Origin of the sequence: Pseudarthrobacter sp. CC12 (assembly GCF_039907755.1) — a bacterium.
Taxonomy (GTDB): domain Bacteria; phylum Actinomycetota; class Actinomycetes; order Actinomycetales; family Micrococcaceae; genus Arthrobacter; species Arthrobacter niigatensis.
Map to the genome: position 1 here is coordinate 1 of NZ_JARDJH010000014.1, position 20,803 is coordinate 20,803.

Consider the following 20,803-nt stretch of genomic DNA (forward strand, 5'->3'; position numbering starts at 1 on the left):
CCACTCCACCCGGAGGTCTTCTTCATGTCACCAAACCACGCCGGGCGTCACTAACGTCTGTGGTCAATACAGCTAGCAGGAACCTTCGGCGCCCAAGTGGACCTAATTGAGAAGCATCTTCAGGAGCTATCCGCCGGGTTCCAATGTCCTGTTACCGACCTCAGGAACCCAGACCATGAGGACGCGCACTCGTCCGAATCGCCGTTCCACTCCTGCGAATGCCCAGGAACGTCGGAGGAAACCAGCTGAACAAGGTCGGATCGATTTTTTGAGGATTGCTCTGAAACTTCAAAAATGGAGTCGTCTGTTTCCGGCGCCATAGAGGATGAGAGTGGAGTCGCAAGCTCGCCGGCACGTGCCACCCGACGGTCGAGCGATCATTAGGATGCTCGACCCGCGGCTCGGGCGCCTACTTTGCCACTTAGTACATGCAAGCCCACCGGGCCATTGACGCATCCAAGGACCAGGCAGACAGGACCATGCTTTCAGCGCCGTTACACAGACAGAAATGAATGGCAGGATCTACCAACTGCCTGAAGTACGAAGGCAGGTACAGCTATTGGCGGAGACTTCAGAGGTAGTGCAACCATGACGTGTACCAAGCGGTTCTTGTTTAGTCTAGGAAGTTCACGCGTCCCTGGCGCGTCACATAGGGACTTGAACCGCCAGGCCCCACTTATCGCGGCGAGGCATCCCGGGCATTCCCGGTTATTGCCGCCGCACCTTGATGTCGGGGTGGTTCTCCTCGACCCAGTCGGCCATCCGGTTGCCCCGCAACGCTATGAACTTCAGCGAGGGTTCCCGAACCCTGATGTACTCGTCTTTTGTGACCGGGACGCCGGAGCGCGTGAAGACCTTGTCCTCGTCATCCTCCTCGAGGAAGAAGGCGATCTTCCCCTCCGGCGTCACGAGATCCTGGAAATGGAAGAACTCCACGAACTTCTCGAACGTGCCGAAGAGTTCGAAGAAGTCCCAATAGTTAGTGATGACGTCGGCGAGGGGGCTGTCTGGTTCCTTGGCGTAGTGGCGCCGGATGCACTCCAGCGTCAGGTCCATCCGGTCCGCAATCTTTGCTCGCATTCCCCTGGCGGTGTTGAGGGTGGGCAGGTGTATTCCCCTGACGGGCCAGATCATGGCGCTGCCGATCGTGTACGGCGGGTCGAAATAGCGGCGCTTCTGCTCCTCATTCAACTGGGCCTTAGCCTCGACCAAGGCCTTGGGCTTCACCCACCTGGTGTAGGAGTTCGTGATGGCGTCACTGCCGAACGTGATCGATTTGTCGGGCGTCTGCTCGAACATCAGGTAGTTTTTCCGACGCACCTTGGGAATTTCCGAGACCGCCAGTTCGAACAGCTGGCCCCCGCATAGCTCCTTCGTCCAGAGCAGCTGATGGTCAGCCTTGAGCCGCGGACTATTGGAGTCCGCGTCCGTTCCCGGAGGCGTGGTGTCGAGAAGGTAGTCGAAGGCGCGCATGGAAGGAAGTCTAGGTGGCCGCCTATTGCGAACCGCGGAACCTGCGGCTGAAACAAGCTTGTCTCCCGCGGGCGGTCGCGGATGTCCCTCTGAGGGTAGACGAATTGTTAATTTACTGGCGGAAAGCACGGGCTTCCGATTGTTAAGGTCCGCCCAGAAACCCCGCAAACATAAGGACTGATTGTAAATTTTCGGGCCGAGTGGACTGTTATTATGAGTGTCGTTAAGGTATAGGCGTGGTCTTTAACGCGTCGCTGACAAAAGCTCGGCGCCGACGGACACAACCGGAGAGGTCTGCAGGATCTTGCCTTGTCCCTGCTCCGGTTCGACTCGCGCGTTGGCGGAGTCAGCTCATGTACAGTCGCGAGACCGCCCCTTGCACACGGCGTGCCGCACTGTCCCTTACCTGGGCGATGCTATTCCTGAGGCGACTGAACTGCTCGGCAACCACGGCATCGGTCTGGGCGATCGATTCTTCGTTCCGGAATTCCCACAAGACGCGCTCTCCGCTCATGGGCGGATTCTGGTCTCACACTTCGCGGAAGGGTTCGCAACTCTTTACCGGGCGACTACTCCAGAATCCATTACGTGAACGAGTTGATCGATGTGCTACGCGGCGCCCTCGGCGACACAGATGTGCAAGCGCTTGTGCACGCGGCGACGGCGGGGGGATTCCTTGTGGCAGCCCACACCACTGATACCCGTGATAAACCCAAACGCTACGCTACGAAGCCGAATTTGAAGGCCGCGCACCGGCGGTCACGCCGTGCTCCTAACGGTCACCGCACGCCGGCTGCGGCGACATCCGGCTATGCCGAAGGTGTCGGATATTCTGACCGTAAAAAGGCGAGGTGGGGCAAATTGACGAACAGCAGGCAATAGCGGCCGTAGCGAAGGCATTGAAGAGTATTCCCGAAAAGAATTTCAGCGCGTGGCCGGGCGGGTGGCCTGACCAAATCGGTTTGTCTCTCGTCGATGCCGTGTTCTCCATCCGAGCCGTCTATAAGACGAAGCACCCGGCCAAAGGCGTCCTCGGCAGGGCGAAGTTATTCCGAGACGCCTACCCCGACGCCGCAAACGACCTTGAGTGCTTGCGCAACCTAGGCGAGAAGCGAATAAGGGAGGTCATGGGGAACGGTAAAACCGTCGGACGCTTCAAGAGCGAGTGCATCATCCAAGCGGCCGACAACTTTCTTTCTCTCACTCCCCCAGTTCGCAGCGCGACGCACCTCCATGCACTCGACCCGGACCACAGAAGTGCCTACACGGAGGTAAAGGGCCTCGGCGACGTGACATACGAGTACCTCACCATGCTGCTTGGCCAGCCCGGGATCAAGGCAGACCGAATGATCCGTGGCTTTGTCGATGCCGCACTCAAAGAACAACATCTGGCGCCTGTGAAGGCGGAAACTGCTAGGCGAATTGTCGCCGCCGTGCATGCCGCGGAGCGCCCCGATGTTGAGCTTCAGAAGTTCGACCACGCGATCTGGAAATCACCACATCGGCTTGCCTGTTAGCGCAATGCCAGCTCGACTCGTCCGATTACAGAGTTGCTTAGAACCGCCAAGAGGTCAAAGGTCGTCAGCATTGGAATGGCCTCGGCTCAGCACAGCGATCGGCTAAGGGCCCCCGACAGGATTAAAGGCAGTTCTTCAGGACGCCGACAATGACGTCATGCTCGGGTTGGGTGACCCAAAGCGCGTACTTGGCCTTGACGTCAGTTTGCCGCTCGACATATTCACACCGAAAAGCTTTGTTCGGGGGAAGCCATGTTGCGGCGTCTTTGTCGCCTTTGGCGCTGTTAGTAGGGCCGTCGGCGGCCATGAGGTTCAGTGGGTCGTTCGCGAGCTCTTTGCGCTGATCTGCGCTCAGCTGCTGGGCACCTTTCTGCCACGCGTCGCTAAGCGGGACAATGTGGTCAATTTGGATGTCGGAGCTGGCGTCCTGCCCGCGGACGAAGTTGATCGTGGTGCCCGTGTACTTGTCGGCCAGTGTGCCTGTCGCGACGACGCAGTTGTTGGTACCGGGTTTGAACGTCTCCTCGGTCAGGTCGCGGGCGAGGATGTCATTACGTGTGTCGCAGCCGTTGTGGTCTGTGTCGGCCCAGGCGGGTCCGAACTCATCGCGGGTGTAACCAGTCTTTGGGGCTCGGCCCTTGACCGGGATGGTCTCAAGCTGGACGAGGGCTTGTCCTGCCTCTCGGGCAGCGCCACCGCCCGAAGACTGACCAGCAGAGGTACTTGGAGCGGTTCCGATGCCCTCTATGGCATGGGCGGCAGCGTCACAGCCGGCAAGCGGGCCGACCAGCAAGAGGGCGGCAGCGACTGTCAAGGCTGGGGCAATCGAGCGAATGATTTGAACGGCCCTTCCGTATTGAGGCGAGTTGCTTCACACTAACTTCGGCCACCTTGTGCAAGCGGTAAGAGGACATGTCGTGCCCGCCACACCGGAGCAAGTGTAAGGACTGAACCAGGAAGCCCCTGGCAGGCCGAATCAATTCACCGTGGCCAGGCGGGCCTTGGAACGGGTCCCTATCAGCCGCTGCTTGGTCAGGGGTTGCTCCGTTGATTGCTTGGACTCCGCGCCACCAGGAAGGATCTCGCTCAATCTCGCAATTTCCCGGATGTGCTCTGAGGTAAAGATGATCTTTCCCTTGCCCCAGCAGGCGTGAGGGAACTTTCCGCTGGTCGCGCCGTCACGCAGCCAAGACTCAGTGCAGCGCATCAACGCTGCTGCTTCGGCAGGCTCAAAAAATTCGATATCCACAGCGTCTCCCAGGAATAGGTGCACGTTTCCCAGTTCATGCACCCGGCAGGACTCGCCAACATGACCGAGATCCGTAGTCGCCGGCGCCGACTCCCTTAAGGCTCGCTACAGCCGCTGGAAAGCCGTCACGGACCGCTCAGTGGCGTCGGCACCCACCTGCAATGCCTCAGGCATCAAGTGCCCGTAAACCTGCTCCGTGGTCTTCGTGGAAGCGTGCCCGAGCCGGCGCGAGATAGTGAACAGGGGGACGCCGTCCTGGATCAGCCAGGACGCGTGCGTGTGGCGCAGGTCGTGGATTCGCGGGCTTTTGGTCAAGCCGATTGCCTGGGCCGTGCGAACGGCAGGCACCCAGTAGTCACCCCAGTAGAGCTTGTGGACGATCCGGCCGCCCGTGGGCGTCGTGAACACCAGTTCCTTTCCTGGCCTGCTTGCCACGAGCGGGATCAACAGCTCCACCAACGCCGGGTTCAGCCCTATGGTCCTCTTGCCAGCTCCGGTCTTGGTCGCGCCAACATAGAACTGATTTTGACCATCCCGCTTCCAAGCCTTGTTGATCCGGGCAGTAGGTGGTTTGGAAAGCAGGTCTACATCCGCCACGGTCAAGGCTGTCGCTTCTCCAAAGCGCGTACCGGTCATGACCAAGAAGTCCGTGAAGGCCCTGTACCTCTCCCCCATCCCCTCCATGATGAGTCTGTACTCGGCATGAGTCAGGAACATGGCCTCATCTTCAGCCTTCTCAATGTTCGGCAACTGCACCCCGCGGCAGGGATTGCGGCCGATGTAGCCGAGCATCTCGGCGGTGTTCATCGCAGCCGATATCAGACCATGGATGTTGTGGATTGTCTTGGGTGCCTTGCCCTTAGCCATCATGGACTTCACCCAGTGCGCGATGACGCGGTAGTCGAGCTTGTCCACGGGAACATGACCGATGACTGGCCGGATGTGGAGGTCCAGCATGGTCTGGTACGTCTTGACCGTTCCGCTCGATGGGCGGACTAGCAGGTCGATGTGTTCCTGGATGACTTCCGCCACAGTGGGCGGACGTTTCTCATTCGTCAGGATGGCGTGCTGAGCGATCTCAAAGGACTGGCCGTTGGCGTCCAACAGCCGCTTAAGGGTTTCCGCCTCGGTAAGAGTGGCTACGGTAAGGCCTTGGGCGGTCTTGGACTTCTTGTCCCGCCAGCGAACCATGTAGGACTTCGAACCGTCCTTTTTGGTGCGAGTACTGATGCTGGCCACACACAAAACGGTACGCTCGTGTACACACTTCGGCGGATTTTGTACACGCACATTCCTTCAACAGGCCCTTGACCTGCGGAAACGCTGTGCCCGAGGTGGGACTCGAACCCACACACCTTTCGATACCGCATTTTGAGTGCGGCGCGTCTGCCAATTCCGCCACTCGGGCGCGGATTACGTGAACCGAAAGTAAGCCCACAGCTGACTGTGAGCAACGCGATCGCTTCACGTACGCGGAATTACTCTACATGCAGATAGGCTGAATTCCAGAATCGCGCCGCCGTCGCCGCAAACGAACCCTGCAAGCCAAGTACAGCCGCGGTGGCACCTAAGATAGTGATGTCCCGCCGTACCTTTTCAAGGAGATCCCGTGACTGAACAGACGGAGTCCAAGCCCACGTCCCAGCCGGCGCGCCGCGTCATTGTGGCAGAGGATGAAACCCTCATCCGCCTCGACATCATCGAGATCCTGCGCGGTGAAGGCTATGACGTCGTGGGCGAGGCGGACAACGGCGAGAAGGCCGTCCAGCTCGCCGAGGAACTGAAGCCGGACCTGGTCCTGATGGACGTGAAGATGCCCGTCATGGACGGCATTTCCGCGGCCGAGAAGATCGTCAAGGCCCGCATCGCCCCCGTGGTGCTGCTGACCGCATTCAGTCAGAAGGAGCTGGTGGAGCGTGCCCGCGACGCCGGCGCCATGGCTTACGTGGTCAAGCCCTTCACACCCGCTGACCTCATCCCGGCCCTCGAGATCGCACTCTCCCGCCATGAGGAAATCAAGGCCCTCGAAAGCGAAGTTTCCGACCTCCAGGAGCAGTTCGCCACCCGGAAGCTCGTCGAACGCGCCAAGAGCCTGCTGACCACCAAGATGGGCCTGACGGAACCGGAAGCGTTCCGCTGGATCCAGAAGACTTCCATGGACCGCCGCCTCAGCATGCGCGAGGTCGCCGAAACCATCATCAACCAGGTCAACTAGCGCCCCGGCCGGGCCGGGATAGTACGACGACGGCCCGGCCCCAGGGCTCGAACGGTCACCAAACGGCCAGCACAACGAAAAGGACCCCTGAACGGCGGGTTCTAGCGGTCGTTGCAACACCCAGATCTTTCGGGAGTTGCAACGACCGTGTCGGCTTTAAGGTCAAAATCGGGTCCTTCCTTAAGGGAAAAGTCGAGTTCGTCGAAGGACCGCAGAGCCTACTCGCGGGAGGAGAAGGACGCTTTCTTCTCCGTACTTGACCGGCTTGGAAATGTCACTGCGGCTGCTATCGAGCTTGGCTTGAACCGGAATACCTGTTTCGGCTGGGCACGGAACGCCGGGGTTGCTCCGAGGAAGGCATTGAGCAGACAGGTTCAGAAGCGGAAGTACACCCCGGAAGAGAAAGAGCAGTTCTTCGCCGTGCTCGATCGCGTCGGCAGTGTGACGATGGCTGCCGCGGAGCTCGGGTTGAACCGGATGACGTGTTACCAGTGGGCCTCTAAGGCTGGAATCGCCAACATTCGCCGGGGCGCCGGCAAGCGCGAAGAGTTCCTCCGGCTGCGCAGGAATGGAGAAACCCGGCGCGAGGCGGCCAAGGCCGTGGGCGTCCATCCCCGGACCGCGCAGGAGTGGGATCAGGGCGTCAGGAAGGTCGGCAGCCGACGCATTTACCCCGATGGGCGCATCGTCGATTACAAACGGGGAGTGACTGCCCTGACCAACCCTCCCGGCCTGGCCACGCCAACTGCCGGGGCGCCGCTGGCCATGTCCGCACTGGAGAAGCCAGTGGACCCGAGGTTTCTCTCGCTCCAGGAGCGGGAATCGATCAGGGACATGCGGGCCGCCGGTTCCTCCATGCGGGCGATCGCGGCGTCCCTGGGCAGGCCCGCGTCGACGGTCAGCCGGGAACTCGCGCGGAACAGCCGGCCCGTGCTGGGCTACCAGCCCTACGCCGCCCAACGGAAGGCGGTTGCCCGACGGGCACGGCCCAAGCCCGCCAAGCTCGCTGGCGAGTCCAAGCTGCGGGACTACGTGAAAGCAAAACTCCTCATACGCTGGTCTCCGGAACAGATCAGCAACACCCTGGTCGACGAGTTCCCCGACATACCGGAGATGCGTGTGAGCCCAGAGACGATTTATCAAGCCCTCTACATCCAAGCCCGGGGCGGCCTCAAACGTGAGGTCGCAACCGCACTGCGGACAGGCAGAGCACGCCGCAAACCCCACAAGGATCCACAACAACGCCAGTCACGGTTCGTGGATCCAATGGTCATGATCTCCGAACGCCCGTCCGAAATCGAAGACAGAGCCGTTCCCGGGCACTGGGAAGGCGATCTCATCACCGGGGCGAACAACCAGTCCGCGATCGGGAGGCTCGTGGAACGCACCACCCGCTACGTGATGCTCGTCCATCTGCCCGGTGACCACACGGCCGAAACCGTGCGTGACGGGCTCATCAAAACCATGGCGACCCTGCCGGCGCACCTGCGCGGCTCCCTGACCTGGGACCAGGGCGCCGAAATGGCAGCCCACAAATCGTTCACCCTGGCCACCGACATGCAGGTCTACTTCTGCGACCCCGCCAGCCCCTGGCAACGCGGCTCCAATGAAAACACAAACGGGCTGCGCCAATACTTCCCCAAAGGAACCGACCTGTCCGCCTACGGCCCCGAAGACCTCGAACACGTCGCACAGGAACTCAACGCCCGACCACGCAAAACGCTCGACTGGAATACCCCAGCCGAGCGTCTGCGTGATTTACTACTAACCACCTAACCAACAGGTGTTGCAACGACCCCTAAAATCCGCCAACCGGCAGGGTTCCTTTTCGTTGAAGCCTAGGCCTGGGTGGCCTGGTTCTTCTTCTTCTTTTCCGGCCAGGGGCCGAGCTTCTCACGGTTGCTGCCGGGCTCGCCGCCCTGGCTGCCGGCGTCGGCGAGGTCGCCCACCTTGTGGACCTTCAGCATGTTCGTGGAGCCGGCTTTTCCGGGAGGGGAACCGGCGGCAATGACCACCAGGTCGCCGTCGTCCACCAGGTCCATTTCCAGCAGGCTGCGGTCAACCTGGGACGTCATCTCGTCGGTGTGCCCCACCATGGGGACCAGCACCGGCTGGATGCCCCAGGTCAGCGCCAACTGGTTCCACACGTGCTCCACCGGGGTGAAGGCAAACACGGCCTTGATGGGCCGCAGGCGGGAAAGGCGCCGGGCGGAGTCGCCGGACTGGGTGAAGGTACAGATGTACTTGGCATCCAGCTGGTCGGCAATTTCGACGGCGGCACGCGTGATGGCGCCACCACGCGTCTTGGGCTTCGTCCCCAGCGGAGGAACGCGCTCCAGGCCATGGACCTCGGTGGACTCGATGATCCGGGCCATGGTCTTGACCGTCTCGATGGGGTACTTGCCCACGCTGGTCTCACCCGAAAGCATCACGGCGTCAGCACCGTCCAGCACGGCATTGGCGCAGTCGGATGCCTCTGCACGGGTCGGGCGGGGGTTGTCGATCATGGACTCCAGGACCTGGGTGGCCACGATGACCGGCTTGGCCCAGCGGCGTGCCAGCTCCACGGCGCGCTTCTGGACGATCGGCACTTCCTCCAGCGGCAGTTCCACACCGAGGTCGCCACGCGCCACCATGATGGCGTCGAACGCGTCGATGATCTCGGGCAGCTGCTCCACGGCCTGCGGCTTTTCGATCTTGGCGATGACCGGCACGCGGCGGCCTTCCTCGTCCATGATCTCGTGCACGCGGGTGATGTCCGAGGCATCCCGGACGAATGACAGCGCCACCAGGTCAACGCCGCGGCGGATGGCCCAGCGGAGGTCGTCCTCGTCTTTTTCGCTCAGCGCGGGGACGTTGACTGCCACACCGGGGAGGTTGATGCCCTTGTTGTTGGACACCATGCCGCCGACGGTGACCTCGGCGACCACCTTGACGTCGTCAACCTCGATGGCGCGAAGTGCCACCTTGCCGTCGTCGATCAGCAGGGCGTCGCCCACATTGACGTCCTCGGTGAGGCTCTTCAGTGTGGTGGAGCAGATGTCCTTCGTACCCGGAACGTCCTCGGTGGTGATGGTGAAGATGTCACCAACAGCGAGGGCGTGCGGGCCGTCAACGAAGCGGCCCAGGCGGATCTTGGGGCCCTGCAGGTCGGCCATGATAGCCACTGCCTTGCTCAGGTCGGACGCGGCCTTGCGGACGTTCTCGTAGGTGTTGTCATGCACGGTGTAGTCACCGTGGCTCATGTTCATGCGGGCGACGTCAACGCCGGCTTCCAGCACCGCGAGGGTGTTTTCGTAGCTGGCAATTGCCGGGCCGAACGTAGCCACAATTTTTGCGCGTCTCATATACCTACCCTATTGGTCTCTTGCATTGGTTAAGTTGTCTGCGAGGTGAACCCTCGATGCATCCCCCGGGACAGCGGTCAGAGGACGGCGATGGCGCGGTCCGTTGGCGCTACAGGCGCAGGAAGGATGGTGCTTCCCATCAGGTACTTGTCCACCGCGGCCGCGGCGGCGCGGCCCTCGGCGATGGCCCACACGATCAGGGACTGCCCGCGGCCGGCGTCACCGGCAACGAACACACCTTCGGTGTTGGTCATGTAGTAGCCATCGCGCGCCACGTTTCCGCGGCCGTCGAATTCAGCGCTTACCTGCTCGGTGATTCCGGCCGGTTCAGCGCCGGTGAAGCCGAGGGACAGGAACACCAGGTCGGCGGGAATGATCCGCTCGGTGCCGGCCTTGGGGAGCCGCTTGCCATCCACGAACTCGGTCTCGGCCACCTTCACCCCGGTAAGCCTGCCGTTTTCGCCCACGAACTCGACGGTGGAGGCGAGGTAGGTGCGTTCGCCGCCTTCCTCGTGGGCACTGGCAACCTCGAACAGGGTCGGGAACGTCGGCCACGGCTGGTGGCTGGCCCGCTCAGCCGGGGGCTGCTTGCCAATCGCCAGCGTAGTCACGGACGCGGCGCCATGCCTGTGCGCTGTGCCCAGGCAGTCGGCACCGGTATCGCCGCCACCCAGGATCACCACGTGCTTGCCGTGGGCGTTGATCTGGTTCTCGATGGTTTCCCCGGCCACCGCGCGGTTGGCGGGCACCAGATAATCCATGGCGAAGTGGACGCCGTCCAGGTCGCGGCCCGGGATGGGCAGGTCCCGTGGCACGGTGGCACCCGTGCAGACCACGACGGCGTCGTAGCGCCTGCGCAGCTGCTCCCAGGTGACGTCCGTCCCCACGGACACGCCGGTCCGGAAGCGGGTGCCTTCCGCCTTCATCTGCTCGACCCGGCGGTCCACCTGCTCCTTTTCCATCTTGAAGTCGGGGATGCCGTACCGCAGCAGGCCGCCGATCTTGTCGTCCCGCTCGTAGACGGCAACGGTGTGGCCCACGCGGGTGAGCTGCTGGGCGACGGCCAGGCCGGCAGGACCGGAGCCGACCACCGCAACAGTCTTGCCGGTGAGGCGCGCCGGCGGCAGCGGGTTGACCCAGCCGTTGTCCCAGGCCTCGTCAATGATCGAAACCTCCACCTGCTTGATGGTGACGGCGGGCTGGTTGATTCCCAGCACGCAGGACGCCTCGCAGGGTGCCGGGCAGAGCCGGCCCGTGAACTCGGGGAAGTTGTTCGTGGCGTGCAGGCGCTCGATTGCTTCATCGCCCTTGTCCCGCCACATGAGGTCGTTCCACTCGGGAATAAGGTTTCCCAAGGGGCAGCCCTGGTGGCAGAACGGAACACCACAGTCCATGCAGCGTCCGGCCTGGGCCTTCAGCGTGCCCTTTTCCTGCGCCTCGTAGACCTCTTTCCAGTCCATGATGCGGACGGGAACGGGACGGCGCGGCTGGGTTTCACGCTGGCGTACTTTCAGAAATCCGCGTGGATCAGCCACCGGTAACCTCCAGGATTCGAGACCATACTTCTTCGCCGTCGGGGTCAAGGCCCTCTTCGATGGCGTCGAGACGGGTTTGCAGCACGGCCGCGTAATCGCGCGGCAGCACCTTGGTGATGCGGGCAGCGGTGTCATCGAAGTTTTCGAGGAGGCGTGCCGCCAGCTGGGAGTCAGTTTCTTCCACGTGCTTGACCAGCAGGTTGTGGACGATGTCGCGGTCCTCCGAGTCCAGCTCGCGCAGCTGCAGCTCGCCGGACTCCAGCGCCTGCTTGTTGACGCGGGTGGTCCGCAGGTCCAGGACGTAGGCGGTTCCGCCGGACATGCCCGCACCGAAGTTGCGGCCGGTGCGGCCGATGATCAGCGTCTGGCCGCCGGTCATGTACTCGCAGCCGTGGTCGCCGATGCCTTCGACGACGGCGGTGGCACCGGAGTTGCGGACCAGGAAGCGTTCGCCCACCTGGCCGCGCAGGAACATCTCGCCGCTGGTGGCGCCGTAGCCGATCACGTTGCCGGCGATGACGTTGGTCTCCGCCTTGAACACGTTGGTGCGGTCCGGGCGGACGATGATCCGGCCGCCGGACAGGCCCTTGCCCACGTAGTCGTTCGAGTCGCCGTACAGCCGCAGCGTGATGCCCGCGGGCAGGAAGGCGCCCAGGGACTGGCCGGCGGTGCCGTTGAGCGTCACGTCGATGGTGTCGGTGGCCAGGACGTCGGTACCAAAGGTCTTGGTAACCACGTGGCCCAGCATGGTGCCCACCGAGCGGTCGGTGTTGATGACGTCCACGGTAATCTTGACCGGGCTACGGTCCGTCAGCGCCTCGGTGGCCATGGTGATCAGGCGCTGGTCAAAGTGCTTGTCCAGCTCGTGGTTCTGCCCGGTCATGTTCCGCAGCGGCGCGTCGTCGTCGAACTCCAGGCCATGCAGGATCGGGTCCAGGTCCAGGCCGTCGGCCTTCCAGTGGTCCACCGCGTCGCGGGTGTCCAGGACCTCGGCGTGGCCGATGGCCTCCTCAAGGCTCCGGAACCCAAGCTCAGCCAGGATTTCGCGGACTTCCTCGGCCAGGAACTCGAAGAAGTTGACCACGAACTCCGGCTTGCCGCTGAAGCGGGCCCGCAGTTCGGGGTTCTGTGTGGCGACGCCCACCGGGCAGGTGTCCAGGTGGCAGACGCGCATCATGATGCAGCCTTCCACCACCAGCGGGGCGGTGGCGAAACCGAACTCCTCACCGCCCAGCAGGGCGGCGATGACAACGTCGCGGCCGGTCTTGAGCTGGCCGTCCACCTGGACCACCACGCGGTCGCGCAGGCCATTGAGCATCAGCGTCTGCTGGGTTTCGGCCAGGCCGAGCTCCCACGGAACACCGGCATGCTTGAGCGAATTCAGCGGCGAGGCGCCGGTGCCGCCGTCATGCCCGGAGACCAGTACGACGTCGGCCTTGGCCTTGGTCACGCCGGACGCCACGGTGCCGATCCCCACTTCCGAGACAAGCTTCACGTGCACCCTCGCCGAGGGGTTGGCGCGCTTGGCATCGTAGATGAGCTGCGCCAGGTCCTCGATCGAGTAGATGTCGTGGTGCGGGGGCGGGGAAATCAGGCCGACGCCCGGGGTCGAGTGCCGCGTGCGGGCAACCCACGGGTAGACCTTCTGCGCCATCAGCTGGCCGCCTTCGCCGGGCTTGGCACCCTGCGCCATCTTGATCTGGATGTCGTCTGCGTTGGTCAGGTAGAGGCTGGTCACGCCGAAGCGGCCGGACGCGATCTGCTTGACCGCGGAGCGGCGCTTCGGGTCGAGCAGGCGGTCGACATCCTCGCCGCCCTCACCGGTGTTGGACTTGCCGCCCAGCTGGTTCATGGCGATGGCCAGCGTCTCGTGGGCCTCCTGGGAGATGGAGCCGTAGCTCATCGCACCGGTGGAGAACCGCTTGACGATGCTGGAGACCGGCTCCACTTCCTCAAGGGGAACGGACGGGCGCTCGTTCTTGAACTTGAGCAGGCCGCGGAGGGTCATGAGGTTGGTGGACTGGTCGTCCACTCCCCTGGTGTACGCCTTGAAGATGTCGTAGCGGCGTTCACGCGTGGCGTGCTGCAGCCGGAAGACGGTCTCCGGGTTGAACAGGTGCGGCTCGCCGTCGCGGCGCCACTGGTACTCGCCGCCGCCCAGGAGCGGCCGGTGCGGCTGTTCGATGCCGCCCTCGGGGTAGGCCATCTGGTGGCGGGCGGAGACCTCCGCGGCGATGACGTCCAGGCCCACGCCGCCCAGCTGGGAGTGCGTGCCGGCGAAGAATTCGTCCACCAGGTCCTGGCCCAGGCCCAGTGCCTCGAACGTCTGGGCGCCGGTGTAGGAGGCCACCGTGGAGATGCCCATCTTGGACATGATCTTCAGGACGCCCTTGCCCAGGCCCTTGATGAGGTTGTAGACGCCGTCCTGCGGGGTCACGCCGGTGACGTCCCCGGCCGCGATGAGCTGCTCCACGGATTCCATGGCGAGGTACGGGTTGACGGCGGAGGCGCCGTAGCCGATCAGGACTGCAACGTGGTGCGTCTCGCGGACGTCGCCGGCCTCGACCACCAGGGCGGTCTTGGTGCGGTTGGCGCTGCGCAGCAGGTGGTGGTGCACGGCGCTGACCAGCAGCAGTGACGGGATCGGCGCCCACTGGGCGTTGGAGTCACGGTCGGAGAGCACGATGTACTGCACGCCGCGGTTGATGGCGCCGGAGACCTGCTCGCAGATTTCCGTGAGCCGGGCGCGGAGCGCGTTCTCGCCGCCTTCGGGGCGGTACAGGCCGCGGACCTTCATGGCAACGCGGTTGCCGTCGGCGTCCTCGATGTTGGCGATCTTGGCGAGCTGGTCGTTGTTGATCACCGGGAACGGCAGCTGGACCTGCGGCTGGCGGACCTGCTTGGTGTCCAGGAGGTTGCCGTTGGGTCCGATGGCGCAGGTCAGCGAGGTGACAAGCTCCTCGCGGATGGCATCCAGCGGCGGGTTGGTGACCTGCGCGAAGGACTGCACGAAGTAGTCGAACAGCAGGCGCGGACGCTTGGACAGCACGGCAACGGGGGTATCTGAACCCATGGCGCCGAGGGGCTCGGCGCCGGTCCGGGCCATGGGGCCCAGCAGGATCTTCAGTTCCTCGGTGGTGTAGCCGAAGGTGCGCTGGCGGATGTTCACGGACGCGGCGGTGTGGACCACGTGCTCACGCTCGGGCAGGTCGTTGAGGTCGATCAGGTTGTCCTTGACCCACTCGGCCCACGGGTTGGCCGCAGCGACCTCGGCCTTGACCTCTTCGTCGTCGATGATGCGGCCGGCATCGGTGTCCACCAGGAACATCTTGCCCGGAGACACGCGGCCCTTCTTGACCACCTTGGAGGGTTCGACGTCGATCACGCCCACCTCGGAGGCGAAGACGATCAGTCCGTCCTCGGTAATCCAGAAGCGGCCGGGACGCAGCCCGTTGCGGTCCAGGGTGGCGCCAACCAGGTTGCCGTCGGTGAAGGAGACGGCGGCGGGGCCGTCCCAGGGTTCCATCAGCAGCGAGTGGTACTCGTAGAAGGCACGGCGGGCCGGATCCATCGTGGCGTGGTTTTCCCAGGCCTCCGGGATCATCATCATGATCGAGTGTGTGATGGGGCGGCCGGAGAGCCACAGCAGCTCCGCCACCTCGTCGAAGGATGCGGAGTCGGAGGCGCCGGGGGTGCAGATGGGGTACAGCTCTTCCGGCGACTCACCCAGCAGCGGGTTTGCAAGCTGCGACTGGCGGGCGCGCATCCAGTTCCGGTTGCCCTTGACGGTGTTGATTTCACCGTTGTGGGCGATGGTCCGGAACGGCTGCGCGAGCGGCCAGGACGGGAAGGTGTTGGTGGAGAAGCGCGAGTGCACGATCGCGAGCTTGGTCTTGAACCGCTTGTCGGACAGGTCCGGGTAGAACGGCTCCAGCTGCGCGGTGGTGAGCATGCCCTTGTACACAATGGTGCGGGAGGACAGCGACGGGAAGTACACGCCGAACTTGTTCTGGGCGCGCTTGCGGATCCGCCAGGCGCGGGAGTCCAGCTCGTTGCGGTCCAGTTCCTCGCCGTTGGCGGAAGCCAGGAAGGGCTGGGAGAAGTACGGCATGCACGCACGGGCCATGGCGCCTACCAGGTCGGCAACCACCGGCACTTCACGCCAGCCGAGGACCTTCAGGCCTTCGTCGGCGGCCAGGCCTTCAATGCCTGCCTTGGCGGCGTCGGCCTCCCGCTGCTCGGCAGGAAGGAAGGCGGTACCGGCCACGTACTGGCCGGGAGCCGGCAGCTCGAACTCGGTGACGGCCCGGAAGAACTCGTCGGGGATCTGCATGAGCAGCCCCGCGCCGTCGCCGGTCCCCTCGTCGGCGCCCACGGCGCCGCGGTGCTCAAGGTTGCGCAGCGCGGTCAAGGCGGCATCGACGATGTCGTACCCGGGTTCGCCGCGGAGCGTCGCAATAATGGCGAGTCCGCAGGCGTCCTTCTCCTGTTCCGGGTTGTACAGCCCGGCGGCCTCCGGCATGGCTGCGAAGCGCTTGAACGGCGACACTGCAACCTCAGGCTGATCCGGTCCGGACCAGCTGGGAGTGTTAAGAGTTTGGGTCATGGGAGACGTCCTTCCTCCTGATCGTGCGTATGGAAGGGACACCGTTGGCCCCACTCGTCGGCGCCGTTGCAAGGGCACAACAAAGTGTTGATTACTGGAAATTGTAGGTCAGCGCAGCCTGCTGAACTAACGGTTACGCAGGCACCTGCCCGGGGCAACACCGAACAGCAGCTTCACGCTGTCCGGACGGTGCCCCATGCCACGACATTGTGGTTTCGGGCTCTTCGAGCGGTGGCTCTACTGCCCTGCCTGGACGGCACCCTACTTTCCGGTGCCGGCCTCCGACGCGGATCCCGTGGCTGTGCTGCCGGAATGTCCGGCAGCCGTTGCATCCGTTCCGGGCTTTGAGCCGGCCGGCGCCGCCGCGGCTTCTTCCGTGGGGTCGGAAGCATGCCTGGAACCGCTGTGGTTATCAGGGAGATTACCACGCGAATCACTATCTGAGACAACATTGTCCGGATCCCGGACCTCTGTGACGGTCTCAGAATGTGGGCCGGCCGTGACCGGCTGGTCCGGTTCATGGCCCGCGAGATACACCGTGTCCGGATCCGGGCGCCCCTTGAGCCCCAGGATAACGAAGAACGCCAGGGCTGCCAGGAACACGAAGATGCTGGTCCAGACATTGAGCCGGGTGGTGATGCCCAGGATGCTGATCTGCTCGGCGTCGTCGATCCGCATCGCTTCGATCCAGACGCGGCCCAGCGTGTAGTACATGGCGTACAGCCAGAAAAGCCTGCTCCGCCGGAAACTGAACCGCCGGTCCAGGGCCAGCAGGATCACCACGCCGGCCAGGTTCCACAGCGACTCGTAGAGGAATGTCGGGTGGAAAAGGGTGTCAGCGGGCATTCCGGCGGGAAAGTTGGGGTTGTTGGCGTCGATCTGCAGGCCCCACGGCAGGGTGGTGGGCCCACCGAAGAGTTCCTGGTTGAAGTAGTTGCCCCACCGGCCGATGGCCTGGGCCAGGAGCAGGCCCGGCGCTGCGGCATCGACGAAGGCGCTTAGCTTCACGCCGCTGCGCCGGCAGCCAATCCACGCACCCACGGCACCGAGGACGACGGCGCCCCAGATTCCCAGCCCGCCGCGCTGGATCTGGGGGATCAGGGAGAGGTCTCCGGTGCCGTTGAAGCCGGGGCCGAAGTAAGCGTCCGGGGACGAGACCACGTGGTAGAGCCGGCCCCCGATGATGCCGAAGGGAATGGCCCAGATGACGATGTCCCAGACGCTGCCTTCAGGGGCGCCGCGTTTGGCCCAGCGGACTGACGTCAGCCACAGGCCCACCACAATGCCGGCCAGGATGCACAGCGCATAGGCGTGGATCCGCAGGCTGCCCCAGGGGAGGGGGATGTCGAAGCCGGACCAGTCCGGGCTGGGGATGCTGGCGGACACCAACGTGGGTGCCAGGACGGTTGCCTGAAGGAGCGGCTGCACGGCTACGCCCTGGTTTCCTGCGAAAGGCCGGATTCCCGGGCCAGGCCGGTGGCGAGGTCCTTGGTGAGGGCGCCGACGGCGTCCACTCCCCCGTCCCGAAGCGCTGCTACCAGGGCGGTGCCCACGATGACGCCTTCGGCGTAGGCGGCGATTTCGCGGACCTGGTCAGCGGTGGAGACGCCGAGGCCCACGCAGACGCGTTCTGCGCCGGCTCCGTGTGCGGCTGCCACAACATCCTTGGCGGCCGTGCTGACGGATGTCCGGGCACCTGTGACGCCCATGATGGACACGGCGTAGACGAAGCCGCGGCTTGCGTCCACGGTCCGCTGCATGCGCTCCGCCGTGGAGGACGGAGCCACCAGGAATACCCGGTCCAGCCCGTACTTGTCAGAGGCTGCCATCCATTCGGCGGCCTCGTCCGGGATCAGGTCCGGCGTGATCAGGCCAGCGCCGCCGGCCTCGGAGAGGCGCCGGGAGAATTCATCCACGCCCATGCGGACCACAGGGTTCCAGTAGGTCATGACCAGGACGGCAGCATCGGTCCTGCTGGTAATACCGGCAACGACGTCGAACACCTGGCTGACGTGGAAGCCCTTGGCCAGGGCCTCGGTGGTGGCGGCCTGGATGACCTGGCCGTCCATGACGGGGTCGGAGTAGGGGATGCCGATTTCGATCAGGTCGGCACCGTTCTCCGCGAGGGCAATGCCCGCGGCGATGGTGTCCTCAACGGTGGGGTAGCCGGCGGGGAGGTAACCGATGAGGGCCGAGCGCCCCTGGGCGCGCGCCCTGTCGATGGCTGCTGCCGACTTGCTGGTGGTTCCTGCCTGGCTGGCGATGTCTGCGCTGTTCACAGCTGCTCCCCCTCTTTGCCGATTTCGGATTCGGCGGAATTCTTGTCCAACAGGTCAAACCATTCCGCGGCGGTGGCCACGTCCTTGTCGCCGCGTCCGGACAGGTTGACGATCACGATCTTGTCGCCGGCGGAGGCCGGGTCTTCGGCGGCGAGCCGCTGGCCCACCTTGATGGCTCCTGCCAGCGCGTGCGAGGACTCGATGGCCGGGATAATACCTTCGGTGCGGCAGAGGAGACGGAAGGCTTCCATCGCTTCACCGTCCGTGATGGGCTCGTAGCTGACGCGTCCGATGTCGGCCAGGTAGGAGTGCTCCGGGCCGACGCCCGGGTAGTCGAGTCCGGCGGAGATGGAGTGCGACTCGATGGTCTGCCCGTCGTCGTCCTGCATCAGGTAGGAGCGTGCGCCATGCAGGACACCGGGCTTGCCCAGGGTGATGGTGGCTGCGTGACGGCCGGTCTCCACGCCGTCGCCGCCGGCCTCGAACCCGTAGATCTTCACGCTGGGATCGTCCAGGAACCCGTGGAAGATACCGATGGCGTTGGAGCCGCCGCCGATGCAGGCGCAGACCGCGTCCGGGAGCCGGCCCTCCTGCTCGAGGATCTGGGCGCGGGCCTCCTCGCCGATGACTTCGTGGAAGTAGCGGACCATGGCGGGGAACGGGTGGGCTCCGGCGGCGGTGCCCAGGAGGTAGTGGGTGGTGGAAACGTTGGCTACCCAGTCACGGAGGGCATCGTTGATGGCGTCCTTGAGGGTCTGGGACCCGCTGGTCACGGGAATGACCTTGGCCCCCAGCAGCTCCATCCGGGCAACGTTCAGGGCCTGGCGGCGGCAGTCCTCGGCCCCCATGTACACCACGCACTCCAGGCCCATGAGGGCGGCAGCGGTGGCACTGGCCACGCCGTGCTGGCCGGCGCCGGTTTCGGCGATGATGCGGGTTTTGCCCATGCGCTTGGCGAGCAGTGCCTGGCCCAGGACGTTGTTGATCTTGTGCGAGCCCGTGTGGTTCAGGTCCTCGCGCTTGAGGAACACCCTTACTCCCCCGGCGTGCTGGGAGAACCGCTTGGCTTCCGTGAGCAGGGACGGACGGCCGGAGTAGTTCTTGTTCAGGTCGGCGATCTGCGCCCGGAATTCGGGATCGTCCTTGGCCTTGTTGAAGGTCTCTTCGAGTTCGTCCAGGGCAGCGATGAGCGACTCAGGCATCCATCGCCCGCCGTAGTTGCCGAAGTACGGCCCGGGGGCGTGGCGCAGGGATCCGCCCTGCAGGAATGCTTCCGCGGTCTTGTTGTCAGCGTTTCCCGAGGGTGCGTCAGCCATCAGTCCTGTCCTGTTCGGTTGGTAGTGGTCAAAAGTGTGCGGCTCCGGCCGGAGGCCGGAAATATGTGCCTGCCCTGCCGGCCCGCCAGCGGCCCCGCAGGATGAATGCTGTGTGCCTCAGGCGCGGGCAGCGATCGCGGCGGCACCCGCGGCAGTGAATTCGGCGATCCGCTCCCGGGGGGTCGCGTGGCTCACCAGGGCCTCGCCCACCAGTATGGCGTTGGCACCGCTGGCGGCGTAATGCGTGACGTCGTCAGCGTCCCGGACGCCTGACTCGGCCACCACCACGGCCTCTGCGGGGATCATTCCCGCGAGTGAGGCAAACACGGAACGGTCGACGTCGAGCGTCTTCAGGTTGCGTACGTTGACGCCGATGATCCGGGCGTTGGCCGCCACGGCCCGGTCGATTTCCTCCTCGGTGTGCGTCTCCACCAGGACGTTCATGCCGAGCTCCCGGCTGAGGGCGCTGAACTCGGAGAGCTGGGCGTCCGACAGGGCCGCCACGATGAGCAGGATGAGGTCGGCGCCGTGGGCGCGGGCCTCCCAGACCTGGTACTCGTCGAGCGTGAAGTCCTTGCGCAGCAGCGGGATGTCGACGGCGGCGCGCACGGCATCAAGGTCGGCCAGGGACCCGTTGAAGCGGCGCTGTTCGGTGAGGACGCTGATGACGGAGGCACCGCCGTCGGCGTACTGCCGGGCGAGCGACGCCGGATCCCCGATGCTGGCGAGATCGCCTTTGGAGGGACTGCGGCGCTTGATTTCGGCGATGACTTTCAGCTGTTCCCGCGTTGGGGACGTCCCACCGAGGGCTGCCCAGGCGTCGCGGGCGGGTGCCGCGGCCTGGGCCAGGTCCTTCAGCTCGGCCAGGGTAACAAGGCGCTTCCTGGCGTCCATATCCTCCCTGACACCGGCGTTGATGTCATCGAGAACAGTGGCCATCAGTGGCCGGAGTTCTTCAGCTTGCTGCCCTCGACGCCGTAGCCGGCTTTGCGCATGACGTAACCGAGGATCAGGCCGATCACCATGACAACGGCGCCGCCGATGAAGATGGGGGTGCTGGCGATGACGAAGGCGATGGCTGCGATGAGCGCGCCGACGAGCATGACGATTACGCAGGTCCATGCGGCCGGGCTGTTGCCGTGGCCGAGTTCCTGGCTGTGGTCAATGGCGCCCGGGGCGACCTGGCGGGTGCCGGACTTGGAAACGGACGCAGGTGCTTTGCTCATGGAAAATCTCCTCAGGGTGGATACTGCTTACATTCTGCCA

General features: G+C 64.2%; 16 protein-coding genes and 1 tRNA gene. 3 read left to right on the forward strand and 14 right to left on the reverse strand.

Going from position 1 to position 20,803, the window contains the following annotated elements; translation table 11 throughout:
• Positions 1-708: 708 nt before the first annotated feature.
• On the reverse strand, positions 709-1,473 hold the full coding sequence (locus tag PV772_RS11510; protein WP_347886241.1) for a hypothetical protein: 765 nt from the start codon (positions 1,471-1,473) through the stop codon (positions 709-711).
• A gap of 346 nt (positions 1,474-1,819) precedes the next feature.
• The gene (locus tag PV772_RS11515) at positions 1,820-1,987 is read right to left on the reverse strand and encodes a hypothetical protein (protein ID WP_165838089.1); all 168 of its coding nucleotides are present in this window, start codon (positions 1,985-1,987) and stop codon (positions 1,820-1,822) included.
• Between the two features lie 337 nt (positions 1,988-2,324).
• On the opposite strand from PV772_RS11515, the gene PV772_RS11520 reads away from it, so the two are divergent.
• The gene (locus tag PV772_RS11520) at positions 2,325-2,990 is read left to right on the forward strand and encodes a hypothetical protein (protein ID WP_134164339.1); all 666 of its coding nucleotides are present in this window, start codon (positions 2,325-2,327) and stop codon (positions 2,988-2,990) included.
• A 121-nt stretch (positions 2,991-3,111) separates the two neighbouring features.
• Here PV772_RS11520 and PV772_RS11525 read toward each other — a convergent pair whose 3' ends face one another.
• From PV772_RS11525 to PV772_RS11540, 4 genes are all read right to left on the reverse strand, one after another.
• The gene (locus PV772_RS11525; RefSeq protein WP_109863995.1) at positions 3,112-3,804 is read right to left on the reverse strand and encodes an HNH endonuclease family protein; all 693 of its coding nucleotides are present in this window, start codon (positions 3,802-3,804) and stop codon (positions 3,112-3,114) included.
• 162 nt (positions 3,805-3,966) lie between these two features.
• Complete coding sequence (locus PV772_RS11530; protein WP_133247110.1) at positions 3,967-4,239, reverse strand: hypothetical protein; 273 nt, start codon at positions 4,237-4,239, stop codon at positions 3,967-3,969.
• A gap of 105 nt (positions 4,240-4,344) precedes the next feature.
• Positions 4,345-5,478 carry a tyrosine-type recombinase/integrase gene (locus tag PV772_RS11535; RefSeq protein ID WP_347886242.1) on the reverse strand — a complete coding sequence of 378 codons (1,134 nt, stop codon included), beginning with the start codon at positions 5,476-5,478 and terminating at the stop codon, positions 4,345-4,347.
• 87 nt (positions 5,479-5,565) lie between these two features.
• A tRNA-Leu gene (locus PV772_RS11540) sits at positions 5,566-5,647 on the reverse strand.
• 201 nt (positions 5,648-5,848) lie between these two features.
• Here PV772_RS11540 and PV772_RS11545 point away from each other — a divergent pair.
• A complete protein-coding gene (locus PV772_RS11545) occupies positions 5,849-6,454 on the forward strand; it encodes a response regulator (protein WP_009358190.1) in 606 nt (201 codons plus the stop codon).
• 765 nt (positions 6,455-7,219) lie between these two features.
• Positions 7,220-8,230 (forward strand): IS30 family transposase, encoded by a 1,011-nt coding sequence (locus PV772_RS11550; protein ID WP_347886275.1) that lies wholly within the window; start codon positions 7,220-7,222, stop codon positions 8,228-8,230.
• A gap of 62 nt (positions 8,231-8,292) precedes the next feature.
• Here the strand turns inward: PV772_RS11550 and pyk are convergent, their stop codons facing one another.
• From pyk to PV772_RS11590, 8 genes are all read right to left on the reverse strand, one after another.
• On the reverse strand, positions 8,293-9,801 hold the full coding sequence (gene pyk, locus PV772_RS11555; RefSeq protein WP_141160734.1) for a pyruvate kinase: 1,509 nt from the start codon (positions 9,799-9,801) through the stop codon (positions 8,293-8,295).
• Between the two features lie 77 nt (positions 9,802-9,878).
• Positions 9,879-11,336: a glutamate synthase subunit beta gene (locus tag PV772_RS11560; RefSeq protein WP_141181317.1), complete on the reverse strand. Its 1,458-nt coding sequence runs from the start codon at positions 11,334-11,336 to the stop codon at positions 9,879-9,881.
• On the reverse strand, positions 11,329-15,942 hold the full coding sequence (gltB, locus tag PV772_RS11565; protein WP_347886243.1) for a glutamate synthase large subunit: 4,614 nt from the start codon (positions 15,940-15,942) through the stop codon (positions 11,329-11,331). The genes PV772_RS11560 and gltB overlap by 8 nt, the downstream gene beginning before the upstream one ends.
• A gap of 261 nt (positions 15,943-16,203) precedes the next feature.
• Entirely contained in the window at positions 16,204-17,370 is a 1,167-nt protein-coding gene (gene lgt / locus PV772_RS11570; protein ID WP_347886244.1) for a prolipoprotein diacylglyceryl transferase, read from the reverse strand.
• 2 nt (positions 17,371-17,372) lie between these two features.
• Positions 17,373-18,221, reverse strand: coding sequence for a tryptophan synthase subunit alpha (gene trpA / locus PV772_RS11575; protein ID WP_347886245.1), 849 nt, complete (start codon positions 18,219-18,221; stop codon positions 17,373-17,375).
• The gene (gene trpB, locus PV772_RS11580) at positions 18,218-19,537 is read right to left on the reverse strand and encodes a tryptophan synthase subunit beta (protein WP_141160739.1); all 1,320 of its coding nucleotides are present in this window, start codon (positions 19,535-19,537) and stop codon (positions 18,218-18,220) included. Before trpB ends, trpA begins: the two co-directional genes overlap by 4 nt.
• A 117-nt stretch (positions 19,538-19,654) precedes the next feature.
• The gene (gene trpC, locus PV772_RS11585) at positions 19,655-20,476 is read right to left on the reverse strand and encodes an indole-3-glycerol phosphate synthase TrpC (protein WP_141181313.1); all 822 of its coding nucleotides are present in this window, start codon (positions 20,474-20,476) and stop codon (positions 19,655-19,657) included.
• Complete coding sequence (locus PV772_RS11590) at positions 20,476-20,763, reverse strand: HGxxPAAW family protein (RefSeq protein ID WP_141160741.1); 288 nt, start codon at positions 20,761-20,763, stop codon at positions 20,476-20,478. Before PV772_RS11590 ends, trpC begins: the two co-directional genes overlap by 1 nt.
• Positions 20,764-20,803: the final 40 nt, after the last annotated feature.

Coding starts and splice junctions, on each gene's coding strand:
- PV772_RS11510 (WP_347886241.1), bottom strand. CDS start 1,473: ATGCGCGCCTTCGACTACCTTCTCGACACCACGCCTCCGGGAACGGAC.
- trpB (WP_141160739.1), bottom strand. CDS start 19,537: ATGGCTGACGCACCCTCGGGAAACGCTGACAACAAGACCGCGGAAGCA.
- trpC (WP_141181313.1), bottom strand. CDS start 20,476: ATGGCCACTGTTCTCGATGACATCAACGCCGGTGTCAGGGAGGATATG.
- PV772_RS11515 (WP_165838089.1), bottom strand. CDS start 1,987: ATGAGCGGAGAGCGCGTCTTGTGGGAATTCCGGAACGAAGAATCGATC.
- PV772_RS11590 (WP_141160741.1), bottom strand. CDS start 20,763: ATGAGCAAAGCACCTGCGTCCGTTTCCAAGTCCGGCACCCGCCAGGTC.
- pyk (WP_141160734.1), bottom strand. CDS start 9,801: ATGAGACGCGCAAAAATTGTGGCTACGTTCGGCCCGGCAATTGCCAGC.
- PV772_RS11550 (WP_347886275.1), top strand. CDS start 7,220: ATGTCCGCACTGGAGAAGCCAGTGGACCCGAGGTTTCTCTCGCTCCAG.
- gltB (WP_347886243.1), bottom strand. CDS start 15,942: ATGACCCAAACTCTTAACACTCCCAGCTGGTCCGGACCGGATCAGCCT.